We start from the raw sequence: 25,729 nt of genomic DNA, 5'->3' as shown, positions 1-25,729 counted from the left end.
GAACAGCCATGCGCATCACCACCGAGGTGACCCTGACCGACCTGACCCGGATGCTGCGGGAGAGCGCGGGCGAGGAGGAGGGCGTCGACCTGGACGGCGACGTCATCGACACCCCCTTCATCGATCTCGGCTACGACTCGCTGGCGCTGCTCCAGGTCATCGGCCAGATCCAGCGCGACTACGGCGTGGTCGTCCCGGACGACGCGGTCGTGGACGCGGAGACCCCGCGGGCGCTGCTGGCGCTCATCAACACCGCGGCCTGAGCCCGTCCCACCGTCCCACCGTCCCACCGTCCCACCGACGCCGCCGACCAGCGCGGCACCCAAGCCACCGCCCCGCCCTCCCCCTGGCGGGGCGGTCCGCTTGTCCCCACCTCTTCACCCCCTTGTTCTCGGTTAGGAGAGCATCGATGCCGCTCACAGCACACACGGCAGTGATCCGCCGGTTGACGGTCGAGGCCGGGACGGGCCCCCTGCGCAGGACCGCGACCGACGTCCCCGGTCCCCTGCTCCAGTCACTGGGACGCGGCGGACCGGAGAGCCTGCCCGCCCGGAGCGCCGTCTTCCTCGGCGGCTTCGTGATCCGCAGCCTGCTGGCCACCAGCCACCAGGGCCTGCCGGTGCACACCCTCGCCTCACCGGGGGCGGCGCTCCGCCAGGCCCACGCCGAACTGCACAGCAAGCGGGTCGACCTGGCCCTGGTCGCCACCCTGGACGATCCCGCCACCGGCGCGCTGACGGTCCAACTGCTGCGCCGCGCCGCCGAGGCGCTGGCCGAGTCGGACACCGTCATCGGCGTGCTGACCGGCCTGGACGGCGACTCCGACAGCGCCCCGGTGCTGCGCCCGCTGCGCTACGGCCGCCGCCGCACCGACCAGGACCCGGAGCGGCACCGGCTGCTGCTCTGGTCCGGCAACGACGAGGCGGACGAGGCCCGGGTCCGGCACGAGCTGCGCTCCATGCTCGACGAGATCCACCCCGACGCCTTCCCCGAACTGCCCACCTCGGTCCCCTGCGGCCAGGCGCTCGGCCCGCAGCGGGCCGCCGCGGTGACCACCGCCGCCCAGGCCTCGGCCGCCGTCGGCAAGGCCGCCGCGGTCAGCACCCGGCGGCCCCGGCCGATCGCGCTGCTGTTCCCGGGCCAGGGCTCCCAGCACACCGCGATGGCCGCCGGGCTCTACCGCAACGAGCCGGTCTTCACCGCCGCCGTCGACGCGGTGTTCGACCTCTTCGGCGAGGAGGGCGCGGCGGTCAGGGCCGACTGGCTCCGGCCCGCCGCCGAGCAGACCATCGCCGTCGACGACGTCCGGCGGGCCCAGCCGCTGCTGTTCGCGGTGGACTACGCGCTCGGCCGCCTGGTGCTCAGCTGGGGGGTGCGGCCCGCCGCGCTGCTCGGCCACAGCGCCGGGGAGCTGGTCGCCGCCACCCTGGCCGGGGTGGTGTCGCTGGCCGACGGCGTGGCGATGATGCGGGAGCGGGTCCGGCACGCGGTGAAGATCCCGGCCGGCGGGATGCTCGCGGTCGCCGCCTCGGCCGACGCGCTGCGCCCCTACCTCTTCGGCGACGTGGCGATCGCCGCGGTCAACGCCAACCAGCAGACCATGCTGGCCGGGCCGTCCGAGCCGCTGGCCGCGGTGGCGACCGCGCTGCGCGCCGACGACTACACCGTGGTCGCCGTCCCCGCCACCAGCCCGTTCCACTGCCCGGCGATGGCGCCTGCCTCGGACGCGGTGGAGGTCGCCTACCGGCGGATCCGGCTCAATCCGCCGGAGATCCCGCTCTACTCCGGCTACACCGGCGAACTGATGACCGCCGACGAGGCGCTGAGCCCCCGTTACTGGGCCCGTCAGATCACCGACACGGTGCAGTTCGCCCCGGCGCTGGAACAGCTGCTCGCCGCGGACGACGTGCTGCTGGTCGAGGCCGGACCGCGGCAGACGCTCACCGCGTTCGCCCGGCGGCACCGCGCGGTGCGGCTGGGCGCCAGCGCGGCGATCCCGCTGCTCCCGGCCAGGCCCGGCACCGCGGAGGGCGACCGGACCTCGGTGCTCACCGCCGCCGCGCGGATCTGGACCGAGGGCCACGACCTCAACCAGCAGGCGCTGGCCCACCTGTGGAACTGGAGCGCGGACGGCGGCGTCGAGTCACCGCGCCGCCTGGCGACGATCGGACAGCCGTGACCCTCCGTACCCTGCTGCGACTGCTCGGACAGGCCGTGATCGACTTCGGCCTGCTCTGGGTCCACTCCCCGCTGCCCGACGAGTACGGCCCCGAGCCGGAACCGGAGCCGGTCGGCCCGCCGCCGCTGCACCCGGAACGGCTGGTCCCGGACGAGCCGCTGAGCGAGTTCGAGCGCTTCATGGAACACCAGCTGACGTCATGAACAAGTGGTTCCGCAGCTACCGGACGGATCGGCCGGCCCCCGGCCGCCCGGCCGTCCGGCTGCTCTGCCTCCCGCACGGCGGCGGCGGCCCGTCCGCCTTCCGCACCTGGGCCAGGCACGCGCCGGACCGGGTCGAGATCCTGGCGGCCTGCTACCCGGGCCGCCAGGACCGGATCGCCGACCCCTTCGCCGCGTCGCTGGAGCAGCTGGCCGACGACCTCGCCGAGGCGCTCGCGCCGCTGGGCGACGTCCCGTTGGCGCTGTTCGGCCACAGCATGGGCGCGGCGCTGGCCCGGGAGACCGCACTCCGGCTGACGCACCGTCACGGCATCGTCCCGGCACACGTGTTCGTCTCCGGCGCGCGCGCCCCGCAGCTGCTGCGCCGTCCGCGGCAGCTGGACGACACGTCCATCCTGGCCAAGATCCGCGAGCTGGGCAGCTCCTCGCTGGACGTCCTGGACGACCCGGACCTGCTGGAGCTGGCGCTGCCCGCCATCCGCGCCGACTTCCAGTTGATGGCCCGTTACATCCCCTATGACGCCGAGCCGTTGGACTGCCCGATCACCGCCTACAGCGCCACCCGCGATCCCGACTGCGAGGTCGAGGCCGCTCGGGCCTGGTCCGGCTGGACCCGGGCCGGTTTCGCGCTCCGGGTCTTCCCCGGCGACCACTTCTACCTGGAGCCGCTGGAACGCGAGTTGGTCACCGACATCTGCCGACGGCTGGGGGAATAGCGCCCCGGCGAGCGCGCGGCGCGGGGCAGCCCCATCACTCCGGGGCGGACGAACACCAGCGCGACCACAACCGCTCCGACGCCGCAGCCGCAGGTCAGCACGAAGGCGCTGTGGTAGCCGAAGTGCTGGGCCAGCTGCCCGGCGGCCAGTGCGGCGACGCCCTGACCGATGATCAGGCCGCTGCCGAGGACGGCCATGGCCTCCCCCATCCGCTCCAGCGGGGCGACCCGCTCGGCGAGGGTGAACACCGCGATCAGGTGCGGGGCCACCGCGAGTCCGATCCCGGCGACGGCGGCGGCGGCGCCGAGGAAGCCGCCGACGACCAGCAGCGGGAGCAGCAGCAGCGCCTGCGCGGCGATGGCGATCCGGAGTTGCAGCGTCAGTTCCAGGGCGCTCGGCCGCAGGGTGACCAGCAGACCGGCGGCCGAGCTGGTCACCGCCATGGCGCCCCAGACGAATCCGGCCGTCCCGGTGGCGCCGAGGTGCGCGCAGAGCGCGCTGGTGCCGGCGTTGGCGCTGCCCCAGACCATCCCCTGCAGCAGCGCCATGGCGAACAGCGCGACCAGCGCCGGGCGCAGCAGCCTCACCGTGGAGGAGGCCGGGGCCACCGTCCCGGGCGGCGCGGTGGGGTGGAGCGCGAAGAGGGTGCCGAACACGGCGATGAGGGCCCCGGCGAGGGCGAGCCCGGCCGCCGGGTGGACCAGGACCACCATCACCCCGGCGAGCGCCGGTCCCACCATGAAGCCCACCTCGTCGACGGCCGTGTCGAAGGAGAGCGCACGACGGGTCAACTCCCTCGCGGCGTCCGGGCCCGCACCGTTCGCGGGCGTGGTCAGGACGATCCAGCGGGTGCGGGACAGCGGACCGATCTGCGGCACGGTGACCCCGACCGCACCGGCCAGCGCGACCTGCACCGGCAGCGGCATCGCGGTGAGCGCCGAGACGACGAGGACCGCGATGGCCGCGGCGTTGGCCAGCGAGGCGGCCAGGATCACCGGGCGGTGGCCGCGGCGGTCGGCGTAGCGGCCGAGGAACGGTCCGCCCACGGCCTGGCCGGTCCACAGCATCCCGGCGGTGATTCCGGCCGCGCCGATGCCGTTGAGCTCGGTCAGCATCAGCAGGGTGCCGATCGGGCAGATCGCGGCGGGCAGCCGCGCCGCGAACGAGATCGCCGGAAGGGCGGGGCCTGAGATCTGGACGACTGCTCGCATCCCCGTCGCGGTGCTCATCCGGTCATCGTTCCGCAGCGGACGGCGCGGGGCAGCGGTCGCCGGGTCACCCAGTGGTCTCGGATCGTGGGCAAGTCTGGAGGAACCGACGAGGGGCGGACCGGCTTGTGGCCGGTCCGCCCCTCCGGGTACACCGTCAGTCGTTCCACTCGGGGGTTTCCAGGAACTCCAGGACGGCGACGGTCCAGACGTAGCCCGCGCCCGCGCCGTGCAGGACGGCGAGGTCTCCGGGCTTCGGGTTGCGGGTGGCGATGACGTGGTCCAGGCCGATGACCGGGTCGGCGGTGCCGACCATGCCCAGGCCCTGGCCCCAGTCGTAGGTGGAGGTGGAGCGGTCGACGCCGAGCAGGCCGTAGATGGCGTGCGAGGCGATCGAGTCGGCGATGTTCTGGTGCAGGAAGAAGCGGATGTCCGACAGCTCGGCCTCCGCCTCCAGCAGCACCTGCTTCAGCGACAGCTGGACGTTGGCGGAGATCTTGTCGATCGCCCCCTCCAGGTCCATGTCCTCGGCCAGCAGGTAGCTCTTCTTGCGGGCTGCGACCCCGACCGGCTCGCCGTCCTGGAACGGGGTGTCGGTCCAGTTGTTGCCGGCCCGGCCCATCGGCTCCAGCGAGGAGTCGCCGATCGAGAAGGTGGCCCGCACCCGGGCGAACCCGGCCCGGGTGGACAGCACCAGGGCACCCGCGCCGTCGCCCTCGACGGTCTGCTCGTCCGAGCCCCAGCGGTCGATGAACGGCATCCGGAACGCGTCGCCGCCGGTGATCAGCGCCGCGGTGATGTCCGGACGGCTGGTCAGATAGGAGGCGGCGACCTCGACCGCCGCCATCATCCCGTTGCAGCCCTGCTTGATCTCGAACGCCACCGCGCTCCCGCCGACCGTCTCCCGCTGCACGTAGCTGGCGGGCGTCCACAGGTCGAGCCCCTGGTGGCCGATGTAGGAGTGCAGCACCAGGCCGAACTCCTCCGAGGCGTGCCCGGAGCGGGCCACCGCCTGCCGGCCGGCCTGCGCCGCCATGATCGGGCCGGTCTCGTCGGGGGCGGCCAGCCGGACCGAGCGGTAGCCGTTCACGGCCTGCCGCTCGGCGGTGTAGCGGCCGTCGGCAATGGCCTCGGCGGCGGTCTCGATCCGCTCGGGCAGGTAGGTCCCCACCCCGGCGACGTACAGGTTGTTCCAACGCATTGTCGGGCTCCTTCGGTGCTCAGGCTGCGGCTCAGGCCGCGGACAGGTGCTTGGCGAGGGCCTCGGGCGTGGGCACGTCGTAGATCCGGCGGATCGGCACGCTGGCGCCGAACTCGGCGTTGATCCGGCGCACCAGCTTGGACGCCAGCAGCGAGTGTCCGCCCAGGTCGAAGAAGCTGTCCTGCGGGGTGATGTCCGGAATCCCGAGGAGGTCTGCGTAGATCGCGCAGAGCTCTCGTTCCCATTCCTGTGCGGTCACGGTTGCCTCCATGGTTGGGCTGGGCTGGGTTGGGCTGATAGCGGGACGGGCGGGTCGGCCGGCGTGGCGCCGCTCACGCGGAGGCGGCGTCCATCAGCTGGTACAGCTCGTCGACGTAGAGCTCGTCGACGGACACGCTGCCGGCCGCCGCGGCGAAGTAGCGCTCCGTCAGGAACGGCGACTGCTGGATCGCGCGCAGCATCGCCAGCCGCTCCGGCTGGACCTCCAGGCGGCTGGTGAACAGGGTGTTGCGGTACCCCTCGAACAGCTCGTCCTGGTGCCGTTCGGCGTAGACGGCGAGGCTCCGGTCGAGCCGCGCCGGGTCCTGCAGCCCGCTGCCCACGCTCTCCGCGAGCAGGTCGGCCTGCAGGAACGCGTCGCTGATGCCGCGCGCGGTGATCGAGTCCTTGTGGTGCGCGGCGTCGCCGACCAGGGCCCAGCCGGGGCCGCTCGCCTGGCGGAAGAAGTTCTGCTGGTCGCCGGTCCCGCGCAGCCGCTCGACCGTGCTGCCGGACTGGGCGCGCTCGAACAGGTCGGGCGCGGTGATCCGGATGTTGTCCAGGTAGTTGGCCAGGGCGTCGGCCCTGACCTCGTCGAAGCGGTCCTGCGGCCGGTAGGCGGCGATCAGGGTCGCGCCGTCGTTGGTGGGGACCGCGCCGACCCAGCGTCCGGGCTGCTCGTACAGCTCGAAGTCGGCCTGGATCCCCTCCCAGTAGGTGTAGTAGATGCAGCTGTTCAGTTCGTCCTCGACGGTGAACCCGGCACCGACGCCGCGGGCGAAGGTGGAGCGCATGCCGTCCGCGCCGACCACCAGCCGGGCCCGCTCCTGCACGGTGACCCCGGCCGTGGAGCGGTGCTCCACACCGACCACCCGGCCGTCCTCGAACAGCGGCCCGGAGATCGAGAAGCCCTCCCGGAACTCCGCCCCGGCCGCCACCGCCGCGTCGATCAGGATGCTGTCGAGCAGGTGCCGCCGCGGCGCGCAGGGGGCGGGCTGCTCCGGCGTGTCCGGGACGGTGCTGTCCAGGCGGACGTCCGCCACCTGGTAGACGGTCCGTTCCAGCAGCGGCAGGCCGGTGGCCCGGACCGCGTCGAGCACGCCCCAGCGCGCCATCCGGTCGATCCCCGGCTGGTGGATGTAGTGCGTGGACAGGGTGTCGCTGGGGAACCGGGCCCTGTCGACGAGGAGGACGCGGTAGCCGGCCTGCGCGAACAGCAGCGCTGTGGAGGCGCCCGCCACACGGGCGCCCACCACGATCACGTCGTACATTCCGGACCTCCAGGCTGAAGCCAACAAGCTGACCGAACGGTGACACGCGGGTCTTGAGAGCGGCTCGACCCCGAGGCGGCCCCGCAGGGGTCCAGCGGCAGTCGAGCCCGGTCGCCGACACTGCCTTCCCGGTCGACAGCTACGGCCTGTCCGCAGAGCGGCGGCGACAAGGGGAAAGCGATGTTCGCAGTGCAGGCGAAGGCGGTACCCGAGGCATTCCGGGAACAGGCGGCCAGGACGCCCGACGCGGTGGCCGTCTCCGCGGACGGCCACAGCCTCAGCTACGCCCAACTGGACGCCTGGTCGGACCTGCTGGCCCAGCAGCTGGCCACCGAGGGCGAGGTGGCGCCGGGCGACCGGGTCGCCGTCTCGATGGAGCGCTCGCCGCAGCTGGTGGTGGCGCTGCTCGGGGTGCTCAAGGCGGGCGCGGCCTACCTCCCGCTGTCGGTGACCGACCCGGAGCCGCGGATCGCCCGGATGCTGGTGGACGCGGACGCGCGGGTGGTGGTCTGCGACCGCTTCGGCGCGCAGGGCTTCACCGCCCTCGGCCGGCTCGCCTTCGCCGTCCCGGAGCAGCCCCGGGACGGTCTGGCCGCGCCGACGCCCCCGGTCCCGGTCGAGCCGCACCACCTCGCCTACCTGATGTACACCTCGGGCTCCACCGGACTGCCCAAGGCGGTCGCGGTCGAGCACCGCAACATCACCAACCTGGTGACCGACCCCAACTACGTCGGCCTCGGCCCGGACGACCGGATCCTGCAGCTGGCGCCGGTCGCCTTCGACGCGGCCACCTTCGAGATCTGGGGCGCGCTGCTGAACGGGGCCCGGCTGGTGCTGGCCCCGCCGGGACAGGTGCACCCGGAGGACCTGGGCCCGCTGCTGCGGGACAACGGGGTCAGCGTGCTCTGGCTGACGGCGGCCCTGTTCCACCGTCAGATCGACGTGGACATCCAGGCGTTCGCCGGTCTCGGGACGGTTCTGGCCGGCGGCGACGTGCTGTCCGTGCCGCATCTGCGCACACTCAGGGACGCCTTCCCCGGCCTCGGGATCGTCAACGGCTACGGGCCGACCGAGACCACCACCTTCGCGGTCTGCCACCGGATCGACCGCGACCCCGACCTCGGCGCGTCCGTCCCGATCGGCAGCCCGCTGCAGAACGTCGAGCTGCTGGTGATGGGCGACGACGGCGCCCCGGTCCCGGCCGGGACGCCTGGCGAGCTGTGGATCGGCGGGGCCGGGGTCTCCCGCGGCTACTGGCAGCGGCCGGAACTGACGGAGCAGAAGTTCGTCACGGTGACCGACCCCGCGGTGACCGGGGCCGCGGGCCCGCGCCGCTACTACCGCAGCGGCGACCTGGTCCGGCAGCGCCCGGACGGGGTGGTCGAGTACCAGGGCCGGATCGACGACCAGTTCAAGCTGCGCGGCTTCCGGATCGAGCCCGGCGAGATCGAGAACCTGCTGACCGAGCACCCGCAGGTCCGCACCGCCTCGGTCGGGATCAGGGAGAGCCACCTCGGCGACCCCCGGCTGGTGGCCTGGGTCGTCCCGGCGCAGCCCGAGGGCCTGGACCGGCGGGCGCTGCGGGCGCACCTGACCGCCCGGGTGCCGGACTACATGGTCCCGGCGGCCTTCGTGCAGCTGGACGAGCTGCCGATCACCGGCAACGGCAAGACCGACCGGCGCGCGCTGCCCGCCCCGGACTGGTCCTCCCGCGCCATCTACGTCTGACGAACCACTGTCTCAGCTGTCCCAGCTCTCACCAGGAGGCACCGCGATGAGCGTCCAGCCGATCGCGTCGATCGACCAACTGCCCGACTTCCCCTTCCCGGGTTCGAGCTACCGGGGGCCCGACCCGATCTTCACCCAACTCCGGGCCGAGCGCCCGGTCGTGCGGGTCAACTGGATCGGCGGGGGCACCGCCTGGATCGTGACCAGGGCAGCCGACGTCCGGGCCGTCCTGGACGACCCCCGGTTCAGCCGGGCGGCGTCCTACGCGCCCAGTGCGCCGAAGTTCAGCGGCCTGTTCCAGGCGCCCCCCGGCATGATCATCTCGCTGGACCCGCCGGACCACACCCGGCTGCGCACCCTGGCCGTCCAGGCCTTCTCGCCCGAGCGCATCCTGGGCATGGGCCCGCGGGTCCGCGAACTGGCCGGGCGGCTGCTGGACGGCCTGGAGAAGCAGGCCGCGGACGGCTCCGCGGTCGACCTGGTGGCCGGGTTCGCCTCGCCGCTGGCCATGGCGGTGATCTGCGAACTGCTGGGCGTCCCCGAGCAGGACCGCGAGCAGTTCCACACCTGGGTCCGGCTGTTCGCCGACGTCAACGGCCCGGAGGAGGCTGCGATCGAGGGCCGCGAGGCGCTCGGCGGCTACATCGCCGGGCTGGTCGGCAGCAAGCACCAGGCCCCCGGCGACGACGTGCTGTCCGACCTGATCGCGGCCAGGGACGGCGAGGACCGGCTCAGCTTCGAGGAGCTGGTCGGCCTCGGCTACACCCTGCTCGGCGGCGGCTACGACTCGGCGGCCGGACAGATCGCCAACTTCGTGCTGACCCTGCTGGCACACCACCCGGACGCCTGGCGCCGGCTCGGCGAGCACCCGGAGGAGGTCCCGGCCGCGGTCGAGGAGCTGCTCCGCACGGTCAACCTGACCGGCAACGACACCTCGGGGCTGCCCAGGATCGCCACCGAGGAGGTCGTCCTCGGCGGCGCCACCATCGCCGCGGGCGAGGCCGTGTTCCTCGCCTTCGCCTCGGCCAACCGGGACGCGGCCGAGTTCGCCGACCCGGAGCGGGTCGACTTCGGCCGCCCGGAGAACGCGCACCTGGCCTTCGGCTACGGCATCCACCAGTGCCTCGGCGCACCGCTGGCCCGGGTCGAACTCGCGATCGCGATCGAGGAGTTGACCCGCCGCTTCCCGGACGCCCGGCTGCCGGTGGCCGAGCGCGAGCTGCGCTGGCGGGTGGGCGACGTCAACCACAACCTGCTCGCCCTGCCGGTCGAACTCGGCGGCGGCGTCTCCGGCACCGACGGGAGCAACTGATGACCGATCAACTCTTCGCAGGACAGCGGGTGCTGGTGACCGGCGGCGGCACCGGCATCGGCCGGACCACGGCGCTGATGTTCGCCCGGCGCGGCGCCGCCTCGGTGATCGTCACCGGGCGCCGCCCGGACCGGCTGGACAACGCCGCCGCGCTGCACCCGGCGATCGTCCCGGTCTGCGCCGACGTCAGCACCGAGAAGGGCGCGGACACCGTCTCCGACGCGGTGGCCGAGCACGGCGGCAGCGTGGACGTGCTGGTGCACAACGCGGGCATCCACCACATCGCCCCGCTCGGCTCGATCGACGTGGACGCGGCCCGCGCCATCTTCGACACCAATGTGCTGGGCACGGTGGTGCTGACCAACCGGCTGCTGCCGCAACTGCGCTCCCCCGGCGGCAACATCGTCTTCGTGACCAGCCCGGCCGGCCACAACCCGACCCCCACGGTGTCCCTCTACGCGGCCACCAAGGCCGCGGTCAACAGCCTCACCAGGACCTGGGCGCTGGAGCTGGCCGAGCGCGGCATCCGGGTCAACGCGGTCGCCCCCGGCTGGGTCCGCACCGAGGTCTACGAGTCCAACGGGATGACCTCCGAGCAGGTCGACGAGCTGTTCGGGCAGGCCGCCCAGGGCGTCCCGCTGGGCCGCACCGGGCTGCCCGAGGACGTCAGCCTGTGGATCGGCCGCCTGGTCGAACCGGACAGCTCCTGGGTGACCGGCCAGATCATCACCATGGACGGCGGCGCGGACCTGATCCGGGCCCGCCAGGTCTGACCCCTCTCCGACCGACCAGCAGGAAGGCAGCAGCAGATGACGACAACCGTGGAGACGCCGACCGCCGCGGCGGTGCTCACCCCCGAGGCCCTGTTCCACACCGGCCTGGTGGTGGACGACCTGGAGCAGGCCATGGCGGTACTGAGCGCCGCGGCCGGCTACCACTGGACCAGCGTGATGGAGCTGGAGGTCACCGCCCGCACCGCGGCCGGCGTCCAGGCCCCGGTCGCGCAGCGCTTCGTGCTCTCGGTGGAGGAGCCCCGGCTGGAGCTGGTGGAGGCTATCCCCGGCACGGTCTGGGTCTCCGACGGAACCAACGGGGCCCACCACGTGGGCTACTGGGCCGAGGCCGAGGCCATCGCCGCCAGCTCGGCGGCCCTGGTCGAACTGGGCCTGCCGGTGGAGGCCAGCAACGACCACGCGGCCGACGGGCAGTTGCTCTGGGTCTACCACCGCGGCCCCGGCGGGACCAGGTTCGAGCTGCTCTCCACGGCGATGCGCGGCCCGATGGAGGCCTGGATCGCCGGCTCCGCCCCGAACGCCGACTGACGTCGCGTCAGCAATGAGGAATCCGCGGACCGTTCGGTCCGCGGCTTCCTCGTCTGCTTTCCCGCCCGGCGTCCCGGTTCGGCGTTCCGGCCGGTTACCAGACCACCGGTAGCCCGGCCAGCGAGTGGTTGATCTCGCCCAGGTGCCACTGCAGTTCGTCCTCGGGGACGGCGAGCCGCAGGTTCGGGAAGCGCCGCACCAGGCCGTCGATGGCGATGGCCAGCTCCAGCCGGGTCAGCTGCTTGCCGATGCACAGGTGCATGCCGTGGCCGAAGGACAGGTGCGGGTTGTGCTCGCGGGCCAGGTCCAGCCGGTCCGGGTCGGGGAAGACCGAGGCGTCGCGGTTGGCCGAGGTGATGGAGAGCACCACCGCGTCCCCGGCGGCGATCTTCACCCCGCCGATCTCCACGTCCTCCAGCGCGATCCGCGGGTTGCCCGCGGTGTCGGTGGAGAACAGGTTGACGTGCCGCAGCAGTTCCTCGACCGCGGCCGGGATCCGGGACCGGTCCTCGGCCAGCCAGCGCCACTGGTCCGGGTGATGGCTGATCAAGGCCAGCACCGAGTTGGCCAGTTGGCTGGCGGTGGTGTCGAAGCCGGCCCCGATCAGGGTGAAGGCGAAGGTGACCAGCTCCTCCTCGTTCAGCCGGTCGCCCTCGTCCCGGGCCGCGATCAGCCCGGACAGCACGTCGTCGGCGGGGTTGGCGCGCTTGTCGGCGACCACCGCCACCATCGCCTCGTAGAGCTTGTTCAGGCCGGTGCGGGACTCGCCGCCCTCGACCTGGTCGTCCACGGTGACGAACTCGCGGGCGTTGACCGCGAACAGCTCCAGCACCTCCATCGGCGCGCCGAGCAGCTCGCCGATCACCCGCAGCGGCATCGGCAGGGTGAACTCCCGTACCAGGTCCACCGGTCCGGTCCTGGTGGCCAGTTCGTCCAGCAGCTCGTCGGCGATCCGGTTGATGTTCGGGCGCAGCTGCTCGATCCGCCGGGCGGTGAAGGGACCCGCGGCCAGCTTGCGCAGCCGGGAGTGCTCGGGGGCGTCCATCGAGATGATCATTTCCGGGGTCGAGGTCATCGCCCCGCCGATCCGCGGCGCGTTCGGCGCCACCGTGGCGGCGCGGCCGAGCCGCGGGTCGGCGAGGCCCTCGCGTACGTCGTCGTAGCGGCTCAGCAGCCAGGCGTCCACGCCGCCGTCCGTCTTCACCCGCGCCACCGGGCACTGGGCCCGCAGGTCGGCGTACTCAGGAGCGGGCCCCCGGTACGACGAGCCCGAGAAGGGAAACACCAGCTCGTCAGGACCCGCCTGGGCCTCGGGGACACCAGTCATGACACCACCTCCGCGTTGGCCACCACTACCGGGCCGCAGCAGGGGCGACGGCCGACCGGAAATGTAACGAGGCGCTCTGGAAAGCGGGTCGCCCTCCCCTCAAGCCGCCCCCGACCAGCCTTATGACGGCATGTCACTTCCCTTTGCCGAAGGCCTCCCTGCGGAGCAGGTCGAGCAGCTTCGGGACCCCCTCAGTGGTCCGCACCTCGACCACCGCGCGGACGTCGCGGTCCTCGACCGCCTGGCGCAGCAGCGCGTCGGCCAGGTCGGCGCGGGCGGTGAACCGTCCGGGCAGGCGCGGCCCCGCCGCCATCCGGTAGTCGCTGACGGCAGCGGTGTCGAACAGCCCGGCCGGACGGACCACGGTCCAGTCGCAGCCGCTGTCCCGGACGATCTCCTCCGAGCGCCGCATGTCCGCGTAGACGGTGCGGCCCACGAAGCGCGCGACGAACGGTTCGAGTACCTTGCGGAAGAACAGGCCCTCGCCCGGCGACTCCTCCCCGGAGACCGTGGTCGAGGTGACGCAGACCAGCCTGCGCACGCCATGCTCGGCCATGGCCCCGGTGATGTGGGCGGCCCCGTCCGAGTAGACGGTGACCGGCGCGCGGCCGAACGGCACCCCGAGGGTGGAGACGACGGCGTCCTGACCGGCCACCGCCCGCCGCACCGCGGCCGGGTCCGCGACGTCCGCGCCGACCACCCGCAGCAGCGGGCCGGTCAGCGGGAACGCCTCGGGACGGCGGGTCACCGCGGTGACCTGGTGCCCCTGCGCGACCGCCTGGGCGACGGTCTGCCGTCCGGTGGGTCCATTGGCTCCGAAAACGACGATCCTCATGCTGCGACCCCTCGGGTGCGGTGGTCCGACGCCCCCCGACGGGGCCCGGTCACCACCCAAGGGCGTTCAGCGGCCCGAAGTGTGACATCCGGGCCCGGGGGGACGGGCGCGCCGCACGCCGACCGGGTCAACGAACGGCTCCGAAACAACCGCAGTTGAACTCAAGAGTGGAAGGCTAGGGTGATCAGTACCGCAGCACCCGAGCAGGAGGACGACGATGTCCGAGGACCTCGACCCGCAGCTGTCGCACCGCATCGGCGAGAGCGAGCCGCCGCTCCCCGACCGCACCGTCGGCGCCGACCTGGCCCGCACCGCGCGGATGTTCCCCGGCAACGAGGCCCTGGTCGACTGCGCCGGCGGCCGGCGCTGGACCTACGCCGCCTTCGACGCCGCGGTGGACGACCTGGCCCGCGGCCTGCTCGCGGCCGGGACCGGGGTCGGCGACCGGGTCGGCATCTGGGCCCCCAACTGCGCGGAGTGGGTGCTGCTGCAGTACGCCGCCGCGCGGGCCGGCGCGATCCTGGTCAACCTCAACCCCGCCTACCGCGAGCACGAGATCGGCTACGCGCTGCGCCAGTCCGGGACGAGACTGCTGGTCGCCGCGACCCGGACCCGGCACAGCGACTACGTCGCGCTGGTGCGGGCGGTGCGCGCGGACTGCCCCGCACTGGAGCGGGTGGTGCACATCGGCACCTCGGACTGGGACGCGCTGGTCGAGGAGGGCCGGGCGGTCCCGCTGGAGCGGCTGCGCGAGCGGGAGGCCGGGCTGACCCCCGAGGACCCGGCGAACATCCAGTACACCTCGGGGACCACCGGCTTCCCCAAGGGCGCCACGCTCTCGCACCGCAACATCCTGGGCAACGGCTTCCAGGTGGCCGAGGTGCAGGGCTGGACCGAGGCCGACCGGGTCTGCCTGCCGGTGCCGTTCTACCACTGCTTCGGCATGGTGATGGGCAACCTCGGCGCCGTCGCGCACGGCTCCTGCATCGTGGTCCCCGGCCCGCTGTTCGACCCGGCGGAGACCCTGGACGCGGTGCAGGCCGAGCGCTGCACCGTGCTCTACGGGGTGCCCACCATGTTCATCGCCGAACTGGCGCAGCTGGAGGCCGCGCCCGGCCGCTGGGACCTCTCCTCGCTGCGGACCGGCGCGATGGCCGGCTCGCCGTGCCCGGTCGAGGTGATGAAGCGGGTGATGGGCGAGATGGGCATGACCGAGGTGACCATCGCCTACGGCATGACCGAGACCTCGCCGGTGTCGACCCAGACCCGGCGCACCGACTCGCTGGAGCACCGGGTCGCCACCGTGGGCCGGGTCCACCCGCACGTGGAGATCAAGGTGGTGGACCCGCGGACCGGCGCGACCGCGCCCACCGGCACCCCCGGCGAACTGTGCACCCGCGGCTACTCGGTGATGCTCGGCTACTGGGACGACCCCGAGCGCACCGCGGAGGCGGTGGACCCGGACGGCTGGATGCACACCGGCGACCTGGCCGAGATGGCGGACGACGGCTACGTCTCGATCGTGGGCCGGATCAAGGACATGGTGATCCGCGGCGGCGAGAACGTCTACCCGCGCGAGGTCGAGGAGTTCCTCTACGCGCACCCGGACATCGAGGACGTCCAGGTGGTCGGCGTGCCCGACGCCCACTACGGCGAGGAGCTGATGGCCTGGGTCAAACTCCGGCCGGGGGCCAGCGAGTTGACGATCGATCAACTGCGGGAGTTCTGCACCGGGCGGCTCGCGCACTACAAGGTCCCCCGCTATCTGCACCTGGTGGACGGCTTCCCGATGACCGTCACCGGCAAGATCCGCAAGGTGGAGATGCGCGAGCGCTCGATCGAGCTGCTGGGGCCGACGGATGAGCAGGCTGGTTGAACAGTCCAAACTGGACAGTTTGGACTGAAGGTTCTAGCGTGGCAGTCGTCCCCGTCCGTCACCCCCGAAAGGGCACCGCACCGCCATGGCTCTCACCACGCTGGACGCCCGTACCGCGCTCGTCCTGATCGACCTGCAGAACGGCCTGTTCGGCGCGTCCTCCACCCCGTACACCGTGCCCGGGGTGGTAGAGCGCTCGGTCGAGCTGGCCGACGCCTTCCGCGGTCACGGCCTCCCGGTCGTGCTGGTCCGGGTCACCGGCGCCGCCGACGCCGTCCCCGGCCGCACCGACACCCCCAGCCCCGGCCGCGCCCGGCCCGAGGGCTGGGACCAGATCGTGGCCGACCTGTCCGGCCACCCCGGCGACATCACCGTGACCAAGCGCAACTGGGGCGCCTTCCACGGCACCGACCTGGACCTCCAGCTGCGCCGCCGCGGCGTCACCCAGATCGTCCTGGGCGGCATCGCCACCAGCATCGGCGTGGAGTCCAGCGCCCGCGCCGCCCACGAGCACGGCTACCACGTCACCCTGGCCACCGACGCCATGACCGACCTGAGCCCGGAGGCCCACCGCAACAGCATCGAGCGGATCTTCCCGCGGCTCGGCGAGAGCGGCAGCACCGCCGAGATCATCGAGCTGCTGGCCAAGACCCGCGCCTGACCCTGCCTCCGACCCCGCCCGGCCGCCCTCCGCGCCGGCCGTCGGCCCCGGCTGGCAGGATGGGCGGCCGGGGCTGCGTGATCGTCCGCGCCGAACAGGCAGGAGCACCGGGGTGGGGCAGGGCAGGGCACGACGGGAGGCCTACGACCGGGGCCGGCAGGCCGCCGCGGCGGCACGGCAGGTGACCGCCGACTACCGGGCGGCGGCCGAGCGGGTGCGGGCGCAGGCCGGCCTGCTCCGCGAGGAGGCGGTGCTGACCGCGCTGGACGCGATGCCGGTGGCGCGGATCAGGGACGTGACCGAGGGCCGGGCCCGGGTGGCGGCGCTGGAGGGCGCCGACTACCGGACGGTGGGCCGGGTCCACCGGGCCGAGGTGTACGAGCTGCTGCGGGTGCCCGGCATCGGCCGGGTCAGCGCGGAGCAGGCCAAGTCCGCCGCCGCCCAACTGGCCCGCGCCACGGCCGAGGCGACCGCGGTCCGGATCGACCCGGACCGGCGCGAACCCGCCGCCACCGCACTGTTGGAGGCGCTGTACCCGTTCGTCGCGGCCGGGCCCTCGCTGCCGACCGCGCGGCAGCAGGCCGAGGCCCTGGCCGACGCGCTGGAACCGCTGCTCACCGCCGCCGCGCCGACCCGTTCCGCGCTGCGGCTGGCACTGTCCGGCCGGAGGCAGCGCGAGCAGGCGCTGGCCGCGCTGGCCGAGGCTGCGGCGCTGCTGGCCGGGGCCGACGCCGACGGGACCAGGGAGGTGTTCGCCCAGGCGACCACCGACCTGCTGCGGCTGCCCGGCACGTCCGAGCAGGCCTGGTGGGAGTTCACCACCCGCGCCGCCGAGTTCTACACCGCGCTGGGGCAGTTGGACCACCTCGGCCTGGACGACGCCGCCTCCGCCCAGGGCCACCTGCCGGACGACCTGGCCGCCCAGGTCCGGGCCCAGCCCCTGGACACCTCGCTGCTGCGGGTCTCCCTCCGCGGCTACCAGGCGTTCGGCGCCCGGTACGCGCTGGCGCGGCGCCGGGTGGTGCTCGGCGACGAGATGGGCCTCGGCAAGACCGTGCAGGCCATCGCGGTGATGACGCACCTGGCCGCCACCGGCGAGCAGCGGCACTTCCTGGTGGTGTGCCCGGCGAGCGTGCTGGTCAACTGGGAGCGCGAGATCCAGAGCCGCTCGGCCCTGGGCGCGCACCGCCTGCACGGCCCCGACCGCGACCTGGCCGCGGACGCCTGGCGGCGGCACGGCGGGGTGGCCGTCACCACCTTCGAGACCCTGCGCCACCTCGACGCCGCCGCCGGGCCCGCCACGGTGCTGGTGGTCGACGAGGCGCACTATGTGAAGAACGCCGCCGCCCAGCGGTCCCGCCAGGTCGCCGCGCACGCCCAACGCTGCGGGCACGTGCTGTTCCTGACCGGCACTCCGATGGAGAACCGGCTCGCGGAGTTCCGCTCGCTGCTCTCCTACCTGCAACCCGACCTGCTCCCCGACCCCGGCCGGCTGGAGGCGCTGCCCTCCGCCGTCGCCTTCCGACGCGCCGTCGCCCCGGCCTACCTGCGCCGCAACCAGGACGACGTGCTGAGCGAACTGCCGGACCTGGTCCACACCGACGACTGGCAGGAGTTCAGCCCCGCCGACGCCGAGGCCTACCGGGACGCCGTCCTGGCCGGGAACTTCCAGGCCATGCGCCGCGCCGCGTACGCTCGTCCCGAGCACTCCGCGAAGCTGCGACGGCTGGTCGAGATCACCGGGGCGGCGCTCGCCGCGAACGAGAAGGTCCTGGTCTTCTCCTACTACCGGGACGTCCTCGGCACCGTGCACGAAAGGGTGCTGTCCGCGCTGGGCGGCACCGCGCCGGTGTTCGGCCCGATCGCCGGCTCCACCGACCCGGCCCGGCGCCAGGAGACGGTGGACGCCTTCACCGAGCACCCCGGCCCCGCGGTGCTGCTGGCGCAGATCCAGGCCGGGGGCGTCGGGCTCAACCTGCAGGCGGCCAGCGTGGTGGTGCTCTGCGAGCCGCAGGTGAAACCGGCGCTGGAACAGCAGGCCGTCGCCCGCGCCCACCGGATGGGCCAGACCCGCCGGGTCCGGGTGCACCGGCTGCTCACCCCGGGTGCGACCGACCAGCGGATGCTGCGCCTGCTCGACCGCAAGCAGCGCCTCTTCGACGCCTACGCCCGCCGCAGCGAGGCCGCCGAGACCGCCCCGGAGGCCCTGGACGTCTCCGACACCTCCCTCGCCCGGCTGATCGTCGAGGAGGAGCAGCAACGCCTCGCAGCCGAGAAGCTCCACAACCCTTAGGTTGTGCAAATGGTCGGTTGTGGATAGGCTCGGGGCATGGCAGTCATAGAGGACGAGTTGAGCCTGGTTTTCACGGCGCTTGCCGACCCCACCAGGCGCGCGATCCTGGAGCGCCTGGCCCGTGGCGACGCGACGGTGAACCAGCTCGCCGAGCCCTTCGCGATGACGCAGCAGGCGGTGTCGAAGCACCTGAAGGTGCTGGAGCGCGCCCGTCTCATCTCGCGGACCCGGACCGCGCAGTCCCGACCGTGCGTCCTGGAGACGGTGCGCCTCGACGAGGCCTCCGACTGGATAGCCCGGCACCGGCAGATATGGGCCGACCGACATGACCGCCTCGCCGAGCACCTGGCCGCACTGCGCACCGAGCAGCGGCCCGACGAAGGGACGTCATGATGACCGCCACCGGAGAACTCACCTACCGGCGGGTGCACCGCGCATCGCGGGAGCTGCTGTTCGACTGCATGACCACGCCGGACCACCTGGCCCGCTTCTGGGGCCCGACCGGGACGTCCACGCCGGTCGGCAACATCGTCGTGGACCTGCGCCCCGGCGGCGCCTTCGAGACCACCATGGTCAGCGACGCCGACGGCAGTACGTACACCATGCGCGCCGTCTATGTGGAGGTCCAGCGGCCGGAGCGGCTGGTGTGGACCGAGGCCGATGTGGAGGGCGGCATGCGGACCACGATCACCTTCGTCGACCTGAACGACGGCCGCACCGAGGTGATCACCCATCAGACCAAGGTCCCGGCCCCCTACCTGAGCGACGAGGCGCAGGCCGGATTCCGCACCAGCCTGGACCGCTTCGACGCCTACCTGGCCGAGCTGCAGTCCACCGAGCAGTCCCGCTAGCAGGACGGCAGCAGGCACGCGGAGCCCTCGGTAGGCACCCCTTTAGCAGGCACCGGCCGCTCCCTGTTCCGTTTCCGGGAAAGCCGACCGGCCCCACCGGGCACAGACGGCACCATCATGGGCGTGGAGTCACAGCCCGATCTCGTCAGGCCCTATGTGGCGCACCTGGGCAGGACGGCGCCGGATCCGGCCGCCACGCCCTCCGTCTGGGAGGAGGACACCGCCGATCTCCCCGCGTCCGCGGGCGAGCAGCGCAACCGCGGCACGTCCCGGAGACAGCTCGGCTTCGCCCTGGCGCTCCTGCTCGCGGCGGCAGCGGCGCTGAGCGTCCCGGCCCTGCTCGGACGGCAGGGCGCGCCCGCCCCCGGCCACCGTCCGGGAAGCAGCCGCGCCGCGGCGGCCGGCTCCGCCGCAGCCGCGCCCGTCCCAGCGTCGCCGCAGCCGTCCGCGAACGGCCGGGCCGGGCCGACCGGGTCGCCGTCCCCCGGCATGCCGCTGCCCCGGCCGAGCGGCGGTCCCTACTCCACCTCCGCCTCCATCTCCTTTGCTCCCGTGCCCGGTTCTGCTGACGCCACCCTCCGCCCCGGCGACCGCGGCCCGGCCGTCACGCGGTTGCAGCACCTGCTGTTCGACCAGGGCTTCACCTATGTGTCGGCGACCGGCGTCTACGACGACGCCACCACCCGCGGCGTCACCCAGCTCCAGCACGACCGCGGACTGGCCGCCGACCCCACCGGCGTCTACGGCCCGCAGAGCCGCGCCTCCCTGGACCCGGACCCGACCGCCACCACGGGCTGACCGGCGGCCGGGGCGGACGGACTAGTGCCGTCCGCCCGCCCCGGCCGCCGCTCGTCAGGAGGCCGTGCCCGGCAGGGTGTTCCGCACCTCGCGCGCCGCTGTGACCAGGTTCTCCAGCGAGGCCTGGACCTCCGGCCAGCCGCGGGTCTTCAGCCCGCAGTCCGGGTTGACCCACAGCCGCTCGGCGGGGATGCCGCCGAGTCCCTTGCGCAGCAGGGCGGCGACCTCGTCGCTGCCGGGGATCCGGGGCGAGTGGATGTCGTAGACGCCAGGGCCGACCTCGCGGGGGTAGCCAGCCCGCGCGAGCTGGTGGGCGACCTCCATGTGCGAGCGGGCCGCCTCCAGGCTGGAGACGTCGGCGTCCATGTCGTCCAGGGCGTTGAGGATGTCGCCGAACTCGACGTAGCACATGTGGGTGTGGATCTGGGTCTCGGCACGCACCCCGCTGGTGGTGAGCCGGAACGCCTCGGTGGCCCAGACCAGGTACGCGGCGCGGTCGGCCGTGCGCAGCGGCAGCGTCTCGCGCAGGGCCGGTTCGTCCACCTGGATCACCGCGGTGCCCGCGGCCTCCAGGTCGGCGACCTCGTCGCGCAGGGCCAGGGCGACCTGCCGCGCCGTCTCGGCCAGCGGCTGGTCGTCGCGGACGAAGGACCAGGCGAGCATGGTGACCGGCCCGGTCAGCATCCCCTTGACCGGGCGGTCGGTCTGCGCCTGGGCGTAGCCGGTCCAGCGGACGGTCATCGGCTCGGGGCGGGAGATGTCCCCGGCCAGGACCGGCGGGCGGACGTAGCGGGTGCCGTAGGACTGGACCCAGCCGTGCCGGGTGGCGAAGTAGCCGGTGAGCTGCTCGGCGAAGTACTGCACCATGTCGTTGCGTTCGGGCTCGCCGTGGACCAGGACGTCGATCCCGGCCTTCTCCTGGAAGGACAGGACCTCGCGGATCTCGGCCTCGATCCGCTGCTCGTAGCCGGCCGTGTCGATCCGTCCGGCACGCAGGTCGGCGCGGGCGTTGCGCAGCTCGGCGGTCTGCGGGAAGGAGCCGATGGTGGTGGTCGGCAGCAGCGGTAGGCCGAGCGCGGCGCGCTGCGCGGCGGCGCGCTCGGGGTAGGCCTGCGGGCGTCGGGTGTCGGCGTCGGTGACGGCTGCGCTGCGGGCCCGGACCGCCGGGTCGCGGGTCAGCGCGGAACCGGCCCGGGACTCCAGACCGGCCCGGTTGGCGGCGAGTTCGGCGGCGATGAGGTCGGTGCCCTGGGTCAGTCCGCGCGCCAGGGTGACGATCTCCGTGGTCTTCTGCCGGGCGAAGGCCAGCCAGCGGGCGACCTGGGGGTCGACGTCGCGCTCCCGGGCGGCGTCCAGCGGGACGTGCAGCAGCGAGCAGGAGGCCGCGACGTCGACCTGGTCGGCCAGGCCGAGCAGGGTGCCCAGGGTGGTCAGCGAGGCGGCGAGGTTGTTGATCCAGATGTTGCGGCCGTCGACCACGCCCGCAACCAGGCGCTTGCCGCGCAGGCCGCCGACCGTGGCGAGAGCGTCCAGGTTGGCGGCGGCGGGTCCGGTGAAGTCCAGCGCCAGTCCCTCGATCGGGGCCTTGGCCAGCACCGGCAGGGCCTCGCCGAGCCGGTCGAAGTAGGAGGCGACCAGCAGCTTGGGCCGGTCGGCCAGGCCGCCCAGATCGCGGTAGGCACGGGCGACGGTGTTGAGGTCGGCCGGGGTGCGGTCCTGCACCAGGGCAGGCTCGTCCAGTTGGACCCAGTCGGCCCCCGCGGCGCGCAGGTCGGCCAGCACCTCGGCGTAGACCGGCAGCAACCGGTCGAGCAGGGTGATCGGCTGGAAGTCGGCGGCCACGCCGGGGGCGGGCTTGGCCAGCAGCAGGTAGGTGACCGGGCCGACCAGCACCGGGCGGGCGCTGTGGCCGAGGGCCAGCGCCTCGCGCAGCTCGGCGACCTGCTTGGTCGAGTCAGCGGTGAAGACCGTGTTCGGGCCGAGTTCGGGGACCAGGTAGTGGTAGTTGGTGTCGAACCACTTGGTCATCTCCAGCGGCGCCACCTCCTGGGTGCCCCGGGCCATCGCGAAGTAGCCGTCCAACGCGTCCGCGTCGACGGCCTTACCGTGCCCGACGACCGAACGGTGCCGGTCGGGGATCGCGCCGACCATCACGCTGGTGTCCAGCACGTGGTCGTAGAAGGAGAAGTCACCGGTCGGGACCTCGTCCACACCGGCCTCGGTGAGCTGCTGCCAGGCCTGGCGGCGCAGTTCGGCCGCGGTGCGCTGGAGGGCGTCGGCGGTGACGCGGCCCTTCCAGTAGCCCTCGATGGCCTTCTTCAACTCCCGCTCGGGGCCCTGGCGGGGGTAGCCGTACACGGTGGCCCGTGCTGCCGCGGCTGCAGGCTTGCTGGTCAAGGGACTCTCCTTCGCGAGTACGTCACTGGACGACCCCGGAGACGGGTCGCAGGCGCGAAGGGACGACAGCACCGGGCGGCTCAGGACGCGGCTCTGCCGCGCGTGCCCACCTGATATGTACGCCGACCCGCCCACGAGGTCACCGGGATCTCCGCGCACACCTGTGGCGTGCACGGGCAGTGGCAGGTCTTCGGACTCGCGGGCACGTCTGCCGAGGGCAGACACCTACTGGCCGTCGCTTCCCAGACCCGTACCCGGGCCCAGTGCTTGATGACGGCGGTCGTTCCCACTCACCGCTGCGGGGCAGTCCCGGAATCACACCGGGTTCCCTCTTACGACGCGCCTGCCTGGCTGACAGGGCGAACCGACTGCAACCGCCAGACTAGACGCCGAATCAACACGACCGTGACCGCCGTCCCACATCATGGACATAAAGCCGGGGGGTCGGGTGCGACCGACGGCCAGGCGGCCTCCGGCCGGGGCCACCCCCTCGGCGTCGACCAGCCTGCCAACTCGGCTGGCACTCCCCGCCGCAGGGCTCAGGTCGCCTGGAGACGGCTACGGGCCACCTCGATCTCGCTCAAGGCGGCACCGCCGAACACCGCTTGATCCCGCAGAGCAGCGAAGACGCGGATGAAGTACGCAATGTTCTCGGGCCTCGCAGCAGCCGTGGTTGGACACCCCGGCGAACACCCTGGAAAGGAACCTCGCATGAACTGCTGCTCCGCCCCCCGGACGGCCTCCGATTGGCCACGCCAATGTCCAGAAACGACGAAAGCCCCCTGGTGGGGGGCTGTTCGTGTTGTTGGTTGGTTGGTTGGTGTCCGAGGGGGGACTTGAACCCCCACGCCCCGAAGGGCACTAGCACCTCAAGCTAGCGCGTCTGCCATTCCGCCACCCGGACCGGGTGATCGCCAGCGGCGTCTCCGCCGTGCTGACCAAGGAAACAATACCAAGAAAACGGAGTGCTTCTGACCGGGGTCCGCAGCGTCGGGACAGCGTCGGGACACGGTGCCGACCGATCACTTTTGCACCCTTAGCGATCACAGATGAGCAAGAAGCGTGCAGTTTACGTATCTGCCCGGGTGCACTGCGTAGCCACGCGGTCTCATATCGGATGAGCCGACCGACCGGCGCGGCAGCAGAAGACCCGCCGGGGGCCCGTACGCGCAGAGGATGGCGGCACCGACATGCATGTCCGCGGAGAAGTCCCTCCCGACCCCGCCTCCGGAACGCCGTCTCCCGCAGCGAACCCTCCGGGCGCCAGCCCTCCAGCCCCGCGGGCCCCCGGAGCCCCTGGGACACCCGGAGCCCCTGGAGCCCCCGGCATCCTCGGTGTCGAAGGCGTCTGGCGGTTCGCGGCACCAGCCGTGGACAGCTCCGTGCCGCAGGCGCGGCACGCGGTGCGGGATCTGCTGACGGCACAGGGCATGGCCGGGCCGCAGTACGACGACCTGCTGCAGGGGATGCTGCTGATCGTCTCCGAGCTGGTCACCAACGCGGTGCGGCACGCCGCGCTGCTGTCGCCGCAGATCGTGGTCGAGGTGGTGATCGGCTCCGGCTGGGTGCGGTTGTCGGTGGAGGACAGCCACCCCTACCGGCCCCGGGCGCTGCACAGCGACGAGGTGGAGTCAGGCCGCACCGGCGGGCGCGGACTGCTGCTGGTCAAGGCGGTCACCACGGAGGCGGGCGGGGTGTACGACGTCGAGCGCACCGCGGGCGGCGGCAAGGTGGTCTGGGCCTCGCTACCGCTCCCGGTGCCCGCGCCGCGCTCCGAGCAGGGGAACTGAGCGGCCGTCACCGTCCGCCGAACCTACCGACATCGGTGATCCCGGCGAACCCGCCGACGCCTGCAATCCCGTCACGCCGCCGACGCCACCGCCCCCGCCGACACGCCGTCAGATGATCTCGCGCCACCAGTGGTCGACCTTCGGCGGGTTCGCGACCTCGATCCGCTCCCCCGGCCGGGGCACCGCGATCCGGACCCCGCGCTCGTCGGCGTCCACGCAGAGCCGCTCCACCGGCTCGGACCAGTCGTGCAGCCCCAGCACGAAGGTCCCCCAGTGCACCGGCACGAACAACCCTTTCGCCGGGTCGTCGTGGCCCCGGTTGACGTCCAAGTGAGTACTCACTCCCTCCTCCGGGGTCATGTGCACCGAACGCCAGTGGTTGCTGTACGCGCCGACCTGGACCAGCGACAGGTCGAACGGGCCGTGCCGCTCCCCGGTCTCCGCGAAGCCGTCGAAGTACCCGGTGTCGCCGCTGTAGAAGACCCGCTGCTCGGCGCCGATGATCGCCCAGGAGCTCCACAGCGTGCCGTCGTTGGCGAAACCGCGGCCGGAGAAGTGCTGGGCCGAGGTGGACACCAGCCGCAGCCCGCCGACCTCGGTCTCCTCCTCCCAGTCCAGCTCGTCGAACCGCTCCGGGCCGACGCCCCAGCGCTCCAGGTGCGCGCCGACCCCGAGCGGCACCACGAAGCGCAGTTCGGGACGGGTACGGGCGAGGGTGCGGATGCTGCGCATGTCGAGGTGGTCGTAGTGGTCGTGCGAGATGACCACGGCGTCGATCCGCGGCAGCGCGTCCAGCGGCACCGGCGGCTGGTGGATCCGGCGCGGGCCGACCGACTGGGACGGCGAGCAGCGCTCGCTCCACACCGGGTCGAGCAGGATCCGGGTGCCCTCGACCTCGACCAGCGCGGTGGAGTGACCGAACCAGGTGACGGCGAGTCCGGTCCCGCCGACCGCGCCGACCAGCCCGTCCCTGACCAGCGGCACCGGACGGGTCGGGCGGCGGAGCTGCTTGCCGAACAGCATCTCCTTGAGGATCTGCCGCCCCTCGGCGGCACCGGGCGCGGCCTGCATCCCGCCGCCACCCTCGCCCTCACGCCCGCCCGCGCCCTCGCTGCCAGCCTCACGCCCGCCCGCGAATTCGGACTCGGACTCGGTCTCGGCCTCGAACCCGGCCCCGGTTTCAGCCCCGGGCCCGTCCCCGTCCGCCCCCCGCGGCTGAGCCTCGGCGGTGTTGTGGAACACCCCGTCCCGGTACTGCGGCGAGAGCCGCAGCCGGTCCCCGCGCGCGCCCTGCTTGGGGTCCCCGCCGAACGCGGCCGGCAGTTCGCGGGCCGCCCAGGCCAGCGCTCCGGCTGCCCCGACGGTGACCGCGCCCAGCGCGACCCCGATCGCCCCGGTCGTACCCGTCCGCCGCATGCCGTGCCACCTCTCGTACGGGCCGCCCGTTCGTCGTGACGGCCCCCGTCTGTTCGGCAAACGGTCCTG

Annotated in this window: 23 protein-coding genes, 1 tRNA gene and 1 riboswitch; of the genes, 15 read left to right on the top strand and 9 right to left on the bottom strand. The window is 73.1% G+C overall.

The window, feature by feature from the left end; all coding sequences use genetic code 11:
- Positions 1-8 precede the first annotated feature (8 nt).
- From ACEZDE_RS05850 to ACEZDE_RS05835, 4 genes are all read left to right on the top strand, one after another.
- Positions 9-263, top strand: coding sequence for an acyl carrier protein (locus ACEZDE_RS05850; protein ID WP_380533153.1), 255 nt, complete (start codon positions 9-11; stop codon positions 261-263).
- A 146-nt stretch (positions 264-409) separates the two neighbouring features.
- Positions 410-2,179 carry an acyltransferase domain-containing protein gene (locus tag ACEZDE_RS05845; protein WP_380533150.1) on the top strand — a complete coding sequence of 590 codons (1,770 nt, stop codon included), beginning with the start codon at positions 410-412 and terminating at the stop codon, positions 2,177-2,179.
- The gene (locus tag ACEZDE_RS05840) at positions 2,176-2,382 is read left to right on the top strand and encodes a DUF6059 family protein (protein WP_380533147.1); all 207 of its coding nucleotides are present in this window, start codon (positions 2,176-2,178) and stop codon (positions 2,380-2,382) included. Before ACEZDE_RS05845 ends, ACEZDE_RS05840 begins: the two co-directional genes overlap by 4 nt.
- On the top strand, positions 2,379-3,116 hold the full coding sequence (locus ACEZDE_RS05835) for a thioesterase II family protein (protein ID WP_380533144.1): 738 nt from the start codon (positions 2,379-2,381) through the stop codon (positions 3,114-3,116). Before ACEZDE_RS05840 ends, ACEZDE_RS05835 begins: the two co-directional genes overlap by 4 nt.
- On the opposite strand, the gene ACEZDE_RS05830 is transcribed toward ACEZDE_RS05835, so the two are convergent.
- The 4 genes from ACEZDE_RS05830 to ACEZDE_RS05815 form a co-directional block, all read right to left on the bottom strand.
- The gene (locus tag ACEZDE_RS05830) at positions 3,056-4,345 is read right to left on the bottom strand and encodes an MFS transporter (RefSeq protein WP_380533141.1); all 1,290 of its coding nucleotides are present in this window, start codon (positions 4,343-4,345) and stop codon (positions 3,056-3,058) included. The genes ACEZDE_RS05835 and ACEZDE_RS05830 overlap by 61 nt on opposite strands.
- Before the next feature lie 136 nt (positions 4,346-4,481).
- Positions 4,482-5,525, bottom strand: a complete 1,044-nt coding sequence (locus tag ACEZDE_RS05825) for a ketoacyl-ACP synthase III family protein (RefSeq protein ID WP_380533138.1) — start codon at positions 5,523-5,525, stop codon at positions 4,482-4,484.
- A 31-nt stretch (positions 5,526-5,556) separates the two neighbouring features.
- On the bottom strand, positions 5,557-5,784 hold the full coding sequence (locus ACEZDE_RS05820; RefSeq protein WP_380533136.1) for an acyl carrier protein: 228 nt from the start codon (positions 5,782-5,784) through the stop codon (positions 5,557-5,559).
- 73 nt (positions 5,785-5,857) lie between these two features.
- A complete protein-coding gene (locus ACEZDE_RS05815; RefSeq protein ID WP_380533133.1) occupies positions 5,858-7,054 on the bottom strand; it encodes an NAD(P)/FAD-dependent oxidoreductase in 1,197 nt (398 codons plus the stop codon).
- A gap of 180 nt (positions 7,055-7,234) precedes the next feature.
- Between ACEZDE_RS05815 and ACEZDE_RS05810 the strand changes: the two genes are divergently transcribed.
- Genes ACEZDE_RS05810 through ACEZDE_RS05795 form a run of 4 tightly spaced genes read left to right on the top strand, consistent with a single transcriptional unit; the run spans position 7,235 to position 11,416 of the window.
- Positions 7,235-8,782 carry an amino acid adenylation domain-containing protein gene (locus ACEZDE_RS05810; RefSeq protein ID WP_380533130.1) on the top strand — a complete coding sequence of 516 codons (1,548 nt, stop codon included), beginning with the start codon at positions 7,235-7,237 and terminating at the stop codon, positions 8,780-8,782.
- A 46-nt stretch (positions 8,783-8,828) separates the two neighbouring features.
- The gene (locus ACEZDE_RS05805) at positions 8,829-10,094 is read left to right on the top strand and encodes a cytochrome P450 (protein WP_380533128.1); all 1,266 of its coding nucleotides are present in this window, start codon (positions 8,829-8,831) and stop codon (positions 10,092-10,094) included.
- Positions 10,094-10,867 carry an SDR family NAD(P)-dependent oxidoreductase gene (locus ACEZDE_RS05800; RefSeq protein WP_380533125.1) on the top strand — a complete coding sequence of 258 codons (774 nt, stop codon included), beginning with the start codon at positions 10,094-10,096 and terminating at the stop codon, positions 10,865-10,867. Before ACEZDE_RS05805 ends, ACEZDE_RS05800 begins: the two co-directional genes overlap by 1 nt.
- Before the next feature lie 36 nt (positions 10,868-10,903).
- Entirely contained in the window at positions 10,904-11,416 is a 513-nt protein-coding gene (locus ACEZDE_RS05795; protein WP_380533124.1) for a VOC family protein, read from the top strand.
- A 94-nt stretch (positions 11,417-11,510) separates the two neighbouring features.
- Here ACEZDE_RS05795 and ACEZDE_RS05790 read toward each other — a convergent pair whose 3' ends face one another.
- Together ACEZDE_RS05790 and ACEZDE_RS05785 are read right to left on the bottom strand one after the other, a co-directional pair.
- Positions 11,511-12,743, bottom strand: coding sequence for a cytochrome P450 (locus ACEZDE_RS05790; protein ID WP_380533122.1), 1,233 nt, complete (start codon positions 12,741-12,743; stop codon positions 11,511-11,513).
- Positions 12,744-12,876: 133 nt separating this feature from the next.
- Positions 12,877-13,578 (bottom strand): NAD(P)-dependent oxidoreductase, encoded by a 702-nt coding sequence (locus ACEZDE_RS05785; protein ID WP_380533119.1) that lies wholly within the window; start codon positions 13,576-13,578, stop codon positions 12,877-12,879.
- A gap of 217 nt (positions 13,579-13,795) precedes the next feature.
- On the opposite strand from ACEZDE_RS05785, the gene ACEZDE_RS05780 reads away from it, so the two are divergent.
- The 6 genes from ACEZDE_RS05780 to ACEZDE_RS05755 all read left to right on the top strand — a co-directional run bounded on the left by ACEZDE_RS05780 (position 13,796) and on the right by ACEZDE_RS05755 (position 20,057).
- On the top strand, positions 13,796-15,454 hold the full coding sequence (locus ACEZDE_RS05780) for an AMP-binding protein (RefSeq protein WP_380533116.1): 1,659 nt from the start codon (positions 13,796-13,798) through the stop codon (positions 15,452-15,454).
- Positions 15,455-15,539: 85 nt separating this feature from the next.
- Positions 15,540-16,115, top strand: a complete 576-nt coding sequence (locus ACEZDE_RS05775; protein WP_380533113.1) for an isochorismatase family protein — start codon at positions 15,540-15,542, stop codon at positions 16,113-16,115.
- A 112-nt stretch (positions 16,116-16,227) separates the two neighbouring features.
- Complete coding sequence (locus ACEZDE_RS05770) at positions 16,228-18,408, top strand: DEAD/DEAH box helicase (RefSeq protein ID WP_380533110.1); 2,181 nt, start codon at positions 16,228-16,230, stop codon at positions 18,406-18,408.
- 36 nt (positions 18,409-18,444) lie between these two features.
- The gene (locus ACEZDE_RS05765) at positions 18,445-18,801 is read left to right on the top strand and encodes an ArsR/SmtB family transcription factor (RefSeq protein WP_380533108.1); all 357 of its coding nucleotides are present in this window, start codon (positions 18,445-18,447) and stop codon (positions 18,799-18,801) included.
- On the top strand, positions 18,798-19,259 hold the full coding sequence (locus ACEZDE_RS05760) for an SRPBCC family protein (protein WP_380533105.1): 462 nt from the start codon (positions 18,798-18,800) through the stop codon (positions 19,257-19,259). Before ACEZDE_RS05765 ends, ACEZDE_RS05760 begins: the two co-directional genes overlap by 4 nt.
- A 123-nt stretch (positions 19,260-19,382) precedes the next feature.
- Entirely contained in the window at positions 19,383-20,057 is a 675-nt protein-coding gene (locus tag ACEZDE_RS05755) for a peptidoglycan-binding domain-containing protein (protein ID WP_380533102.1), read from the top strand.
- Between the two features lie 54 nt (positions 20,058-20,111).
- Here the strand turns inward: ACEZDE_RS05755 and metE are convergent, their stop codons facing one another.
- Positions 20,112-22,454: a 5-methyltetrahydropteroyltriglutamate--homocysteine S-methyltransferase gene (metE, locus tag ACEZDE_RS05750; RefSeq protein WP_380533099.1), complete on the bottom strand. Its 2,343-nt coding sequence runs from the start codon at positions 22,452-22,454 to the stop codon at positions 20,112-20,114.
- A 164-nt stretch (positions 22,455-22,618) separates the two neighbouring features.
- A riboswitch (cobalamin riboswitch) is annotated at positions 22,619-22,839 on the bottom strand.
- 433 nt (positions 22,840-23,272) lie between these two features.
- Positions 23,273-23,358, bottom strand: a tRNA-Leu gene (locus ACEZDE_RS05745).
- 286 nt (positions 23,359-23,644) lie between these two features.
- Here ACEZDE_RS05745 and ACEZDE_RS05740 point away from each other — a divergent pair.
- The gene (locus tag ACEZDE_RS05740; protein ID WP_380533096.1) at positions 23,645-24,244 is read left to right on the top strand and encodes an ATP-binding protein; all 600 of its coding nucleotides are present in this window, start codon (positions 23,645-23,647) and stop codon (positions 24,242-24,244) included.
- Positions 24,245-24,352: 108 nt separating this feature from the next.
- On the opposite strand, the gene ACEZDE_RS05735 is transcribed toward ACEZDE_RS05740, so the two are convergent.
- Positions 24,353-25,660 carry an MBL fold metallo-hydrolase gene (locus ACEZDE_RS05735; protein WP_380533093.1) on the bottom strand — a complete coding sequence of 436 codons (1,308 nt, stop codon included), beginning with the start codon at positions 25,658-25,660 and terminating at the stop codon, positions 24,353-24,355.
- Between the last annotated feature and the right edge of the window lie 69 nt (positions 25,661-25,729).

The sequence above is a fragment of the Streptacidiphilus cavernicola genome (assembly GCF_042510955.1).
Lineage (GTDB): Bacteria > Actinomycetota > Actinomycetes > Streptomycetales > Streptomycetaceae > Streptacidiphilus > Streptacidiphilus cavernicola.
This window is presented reverse-complemented; position numbering and strand designations above follow the sequence as displayed.

Excerpts from the sequence above, each read along its gene's own strand:
- ACEZDE_RS05765 (WP_380533108.1), top strand. The coding sequence starts at position 18,445 with ATGGCAGTCATAGAGGACGAGTTGAGCCTGGTTTTCACGGCGCTTGCC.
- ACEZDE_RS05775 (WP_380533113.1), top strand. The coding sequence starts at position 15,540 with ATGGCTCTCACCACGCTGGACGCCCGTACCGCGCTCGTCCTGATCGAC.
- ACEZDE_RS05785 (WP_380533119.1), bottom strand. The coding sequence starts at position 13,578 with ATGAGGATCGTCGTTTTCGGAGCCAATGGACCCACCGGACGGCAGACC.
- ACEZDE_RS05735 (WP_380533093.1), bottom strand. The coding sequence starts at position 25,660 with ATGCGGCGGACGGGTACGACCGGGGCGATCGGGGTCGCGCTGGGCGCG.
- ACEZDE_RS05800 (WP_380533125.1), top strand. The coding sequence starts at position 10,094 with ATGACCGATCAACTCTTCGCAGGACAGCGGGTGCTGGTGACCGGCGGC.
- ACEZDE_RS05835 (WP_380533144.1), top strand. The coding sequence starts at position 2,379 with ATGAACAAGTGGTTCCGCAGCTACCGGACGGATCGGCCGGCCCCCGGC.
- ACEZDE_RS05740 (WP_380533096.1), top strand. The coding sequence starts at position 23,645 with ATGCATGTCCGCGGAGAAGTCCCTCCCGACCCCGCCTCCGGAACGCCG.
- ACEZDE_RS05830 (WP_380533141.1), bottom strand. The coding sequence starts at position 4,345 with ATGAGCACCGCGACGGGGATGCGAGCAGTCGTCCAGATCTCAGGCCCC.
- ACEZDE_RS05815 (WP_380533133.1), bottom strand. The coding sequence starts at position 7,054 with ATGTACGACGTGATCGTGGTGGGCGCCCGTGTGGCGGGCGCCTCCACA.
- ACEZDE_RS05850 (WP_380533153.1), top strand. The coding sequence starts at position 9 with ATGCGCATCACCACCGAGGTGACCCTGACCGACCTGACCCGGATGCTG.
- ACEZDE_RS05805 (WP_380533128.1), top strand. The coding sequence starts at position 8,829 with ATGAGCGTCCAGCCGATCGCGTCGATCGACCAACTGCCCGACTTCCCC.
- ACEZDE_RS05790 (WP_380533122.1), bottom strand. The coding sequence starts at position 12,743 with ATGACTGGTGTCCCCGAGGCCCAGGCGGGTCCTGACGAGCTGGTGTTT.
- ACEZDE_RS05780 (WP_380533116.1), top strand. The coding sequence starts at position 13,796 with ATGTCCGAGGACCTCGACCCGCAGCTGTCGCACCGCATCGGCGAGAGC.
- ACEZDE_RS05810 (WP_380533130.1), top strand. The coding sequence starts at position 7,235 with ATGTTCGCAGTGCAGGCGAAGGCGGTACCCGAGGCATTCCGGGAACAG.
- ACEZDE_RS05825 (WP_380533138.1), bottom strand. The coding sequence starts at position 5,525 with ATGCGTTGGAACAACCTGTACGTCGCCGGGGTGGGGACCTACCTGCCC.
- ACEZDE_RS05845 (WP_380533150.1), top strand. The coding sequence starts at position 410 with ATGCCGCTCACAGCACACACGGCAGTGATCCGCCGGTTGACGGTCGAG.
- ACEZDE_RS05795 (WP_380533124.1), top strand. The coding sequence starts at position 10,904 with ATGACGACAACCGTGGAGACGCCGACCGCCGCGGCGGTGCTCACCCCC.
- ACEZDE_RS05760 (WP_380533105.1), top strand. The coding sequence starts at position 18,798 with ATGATGACCGCCACCGGAGAACTCACCTACCGGCGGGTGCACCGCGCA.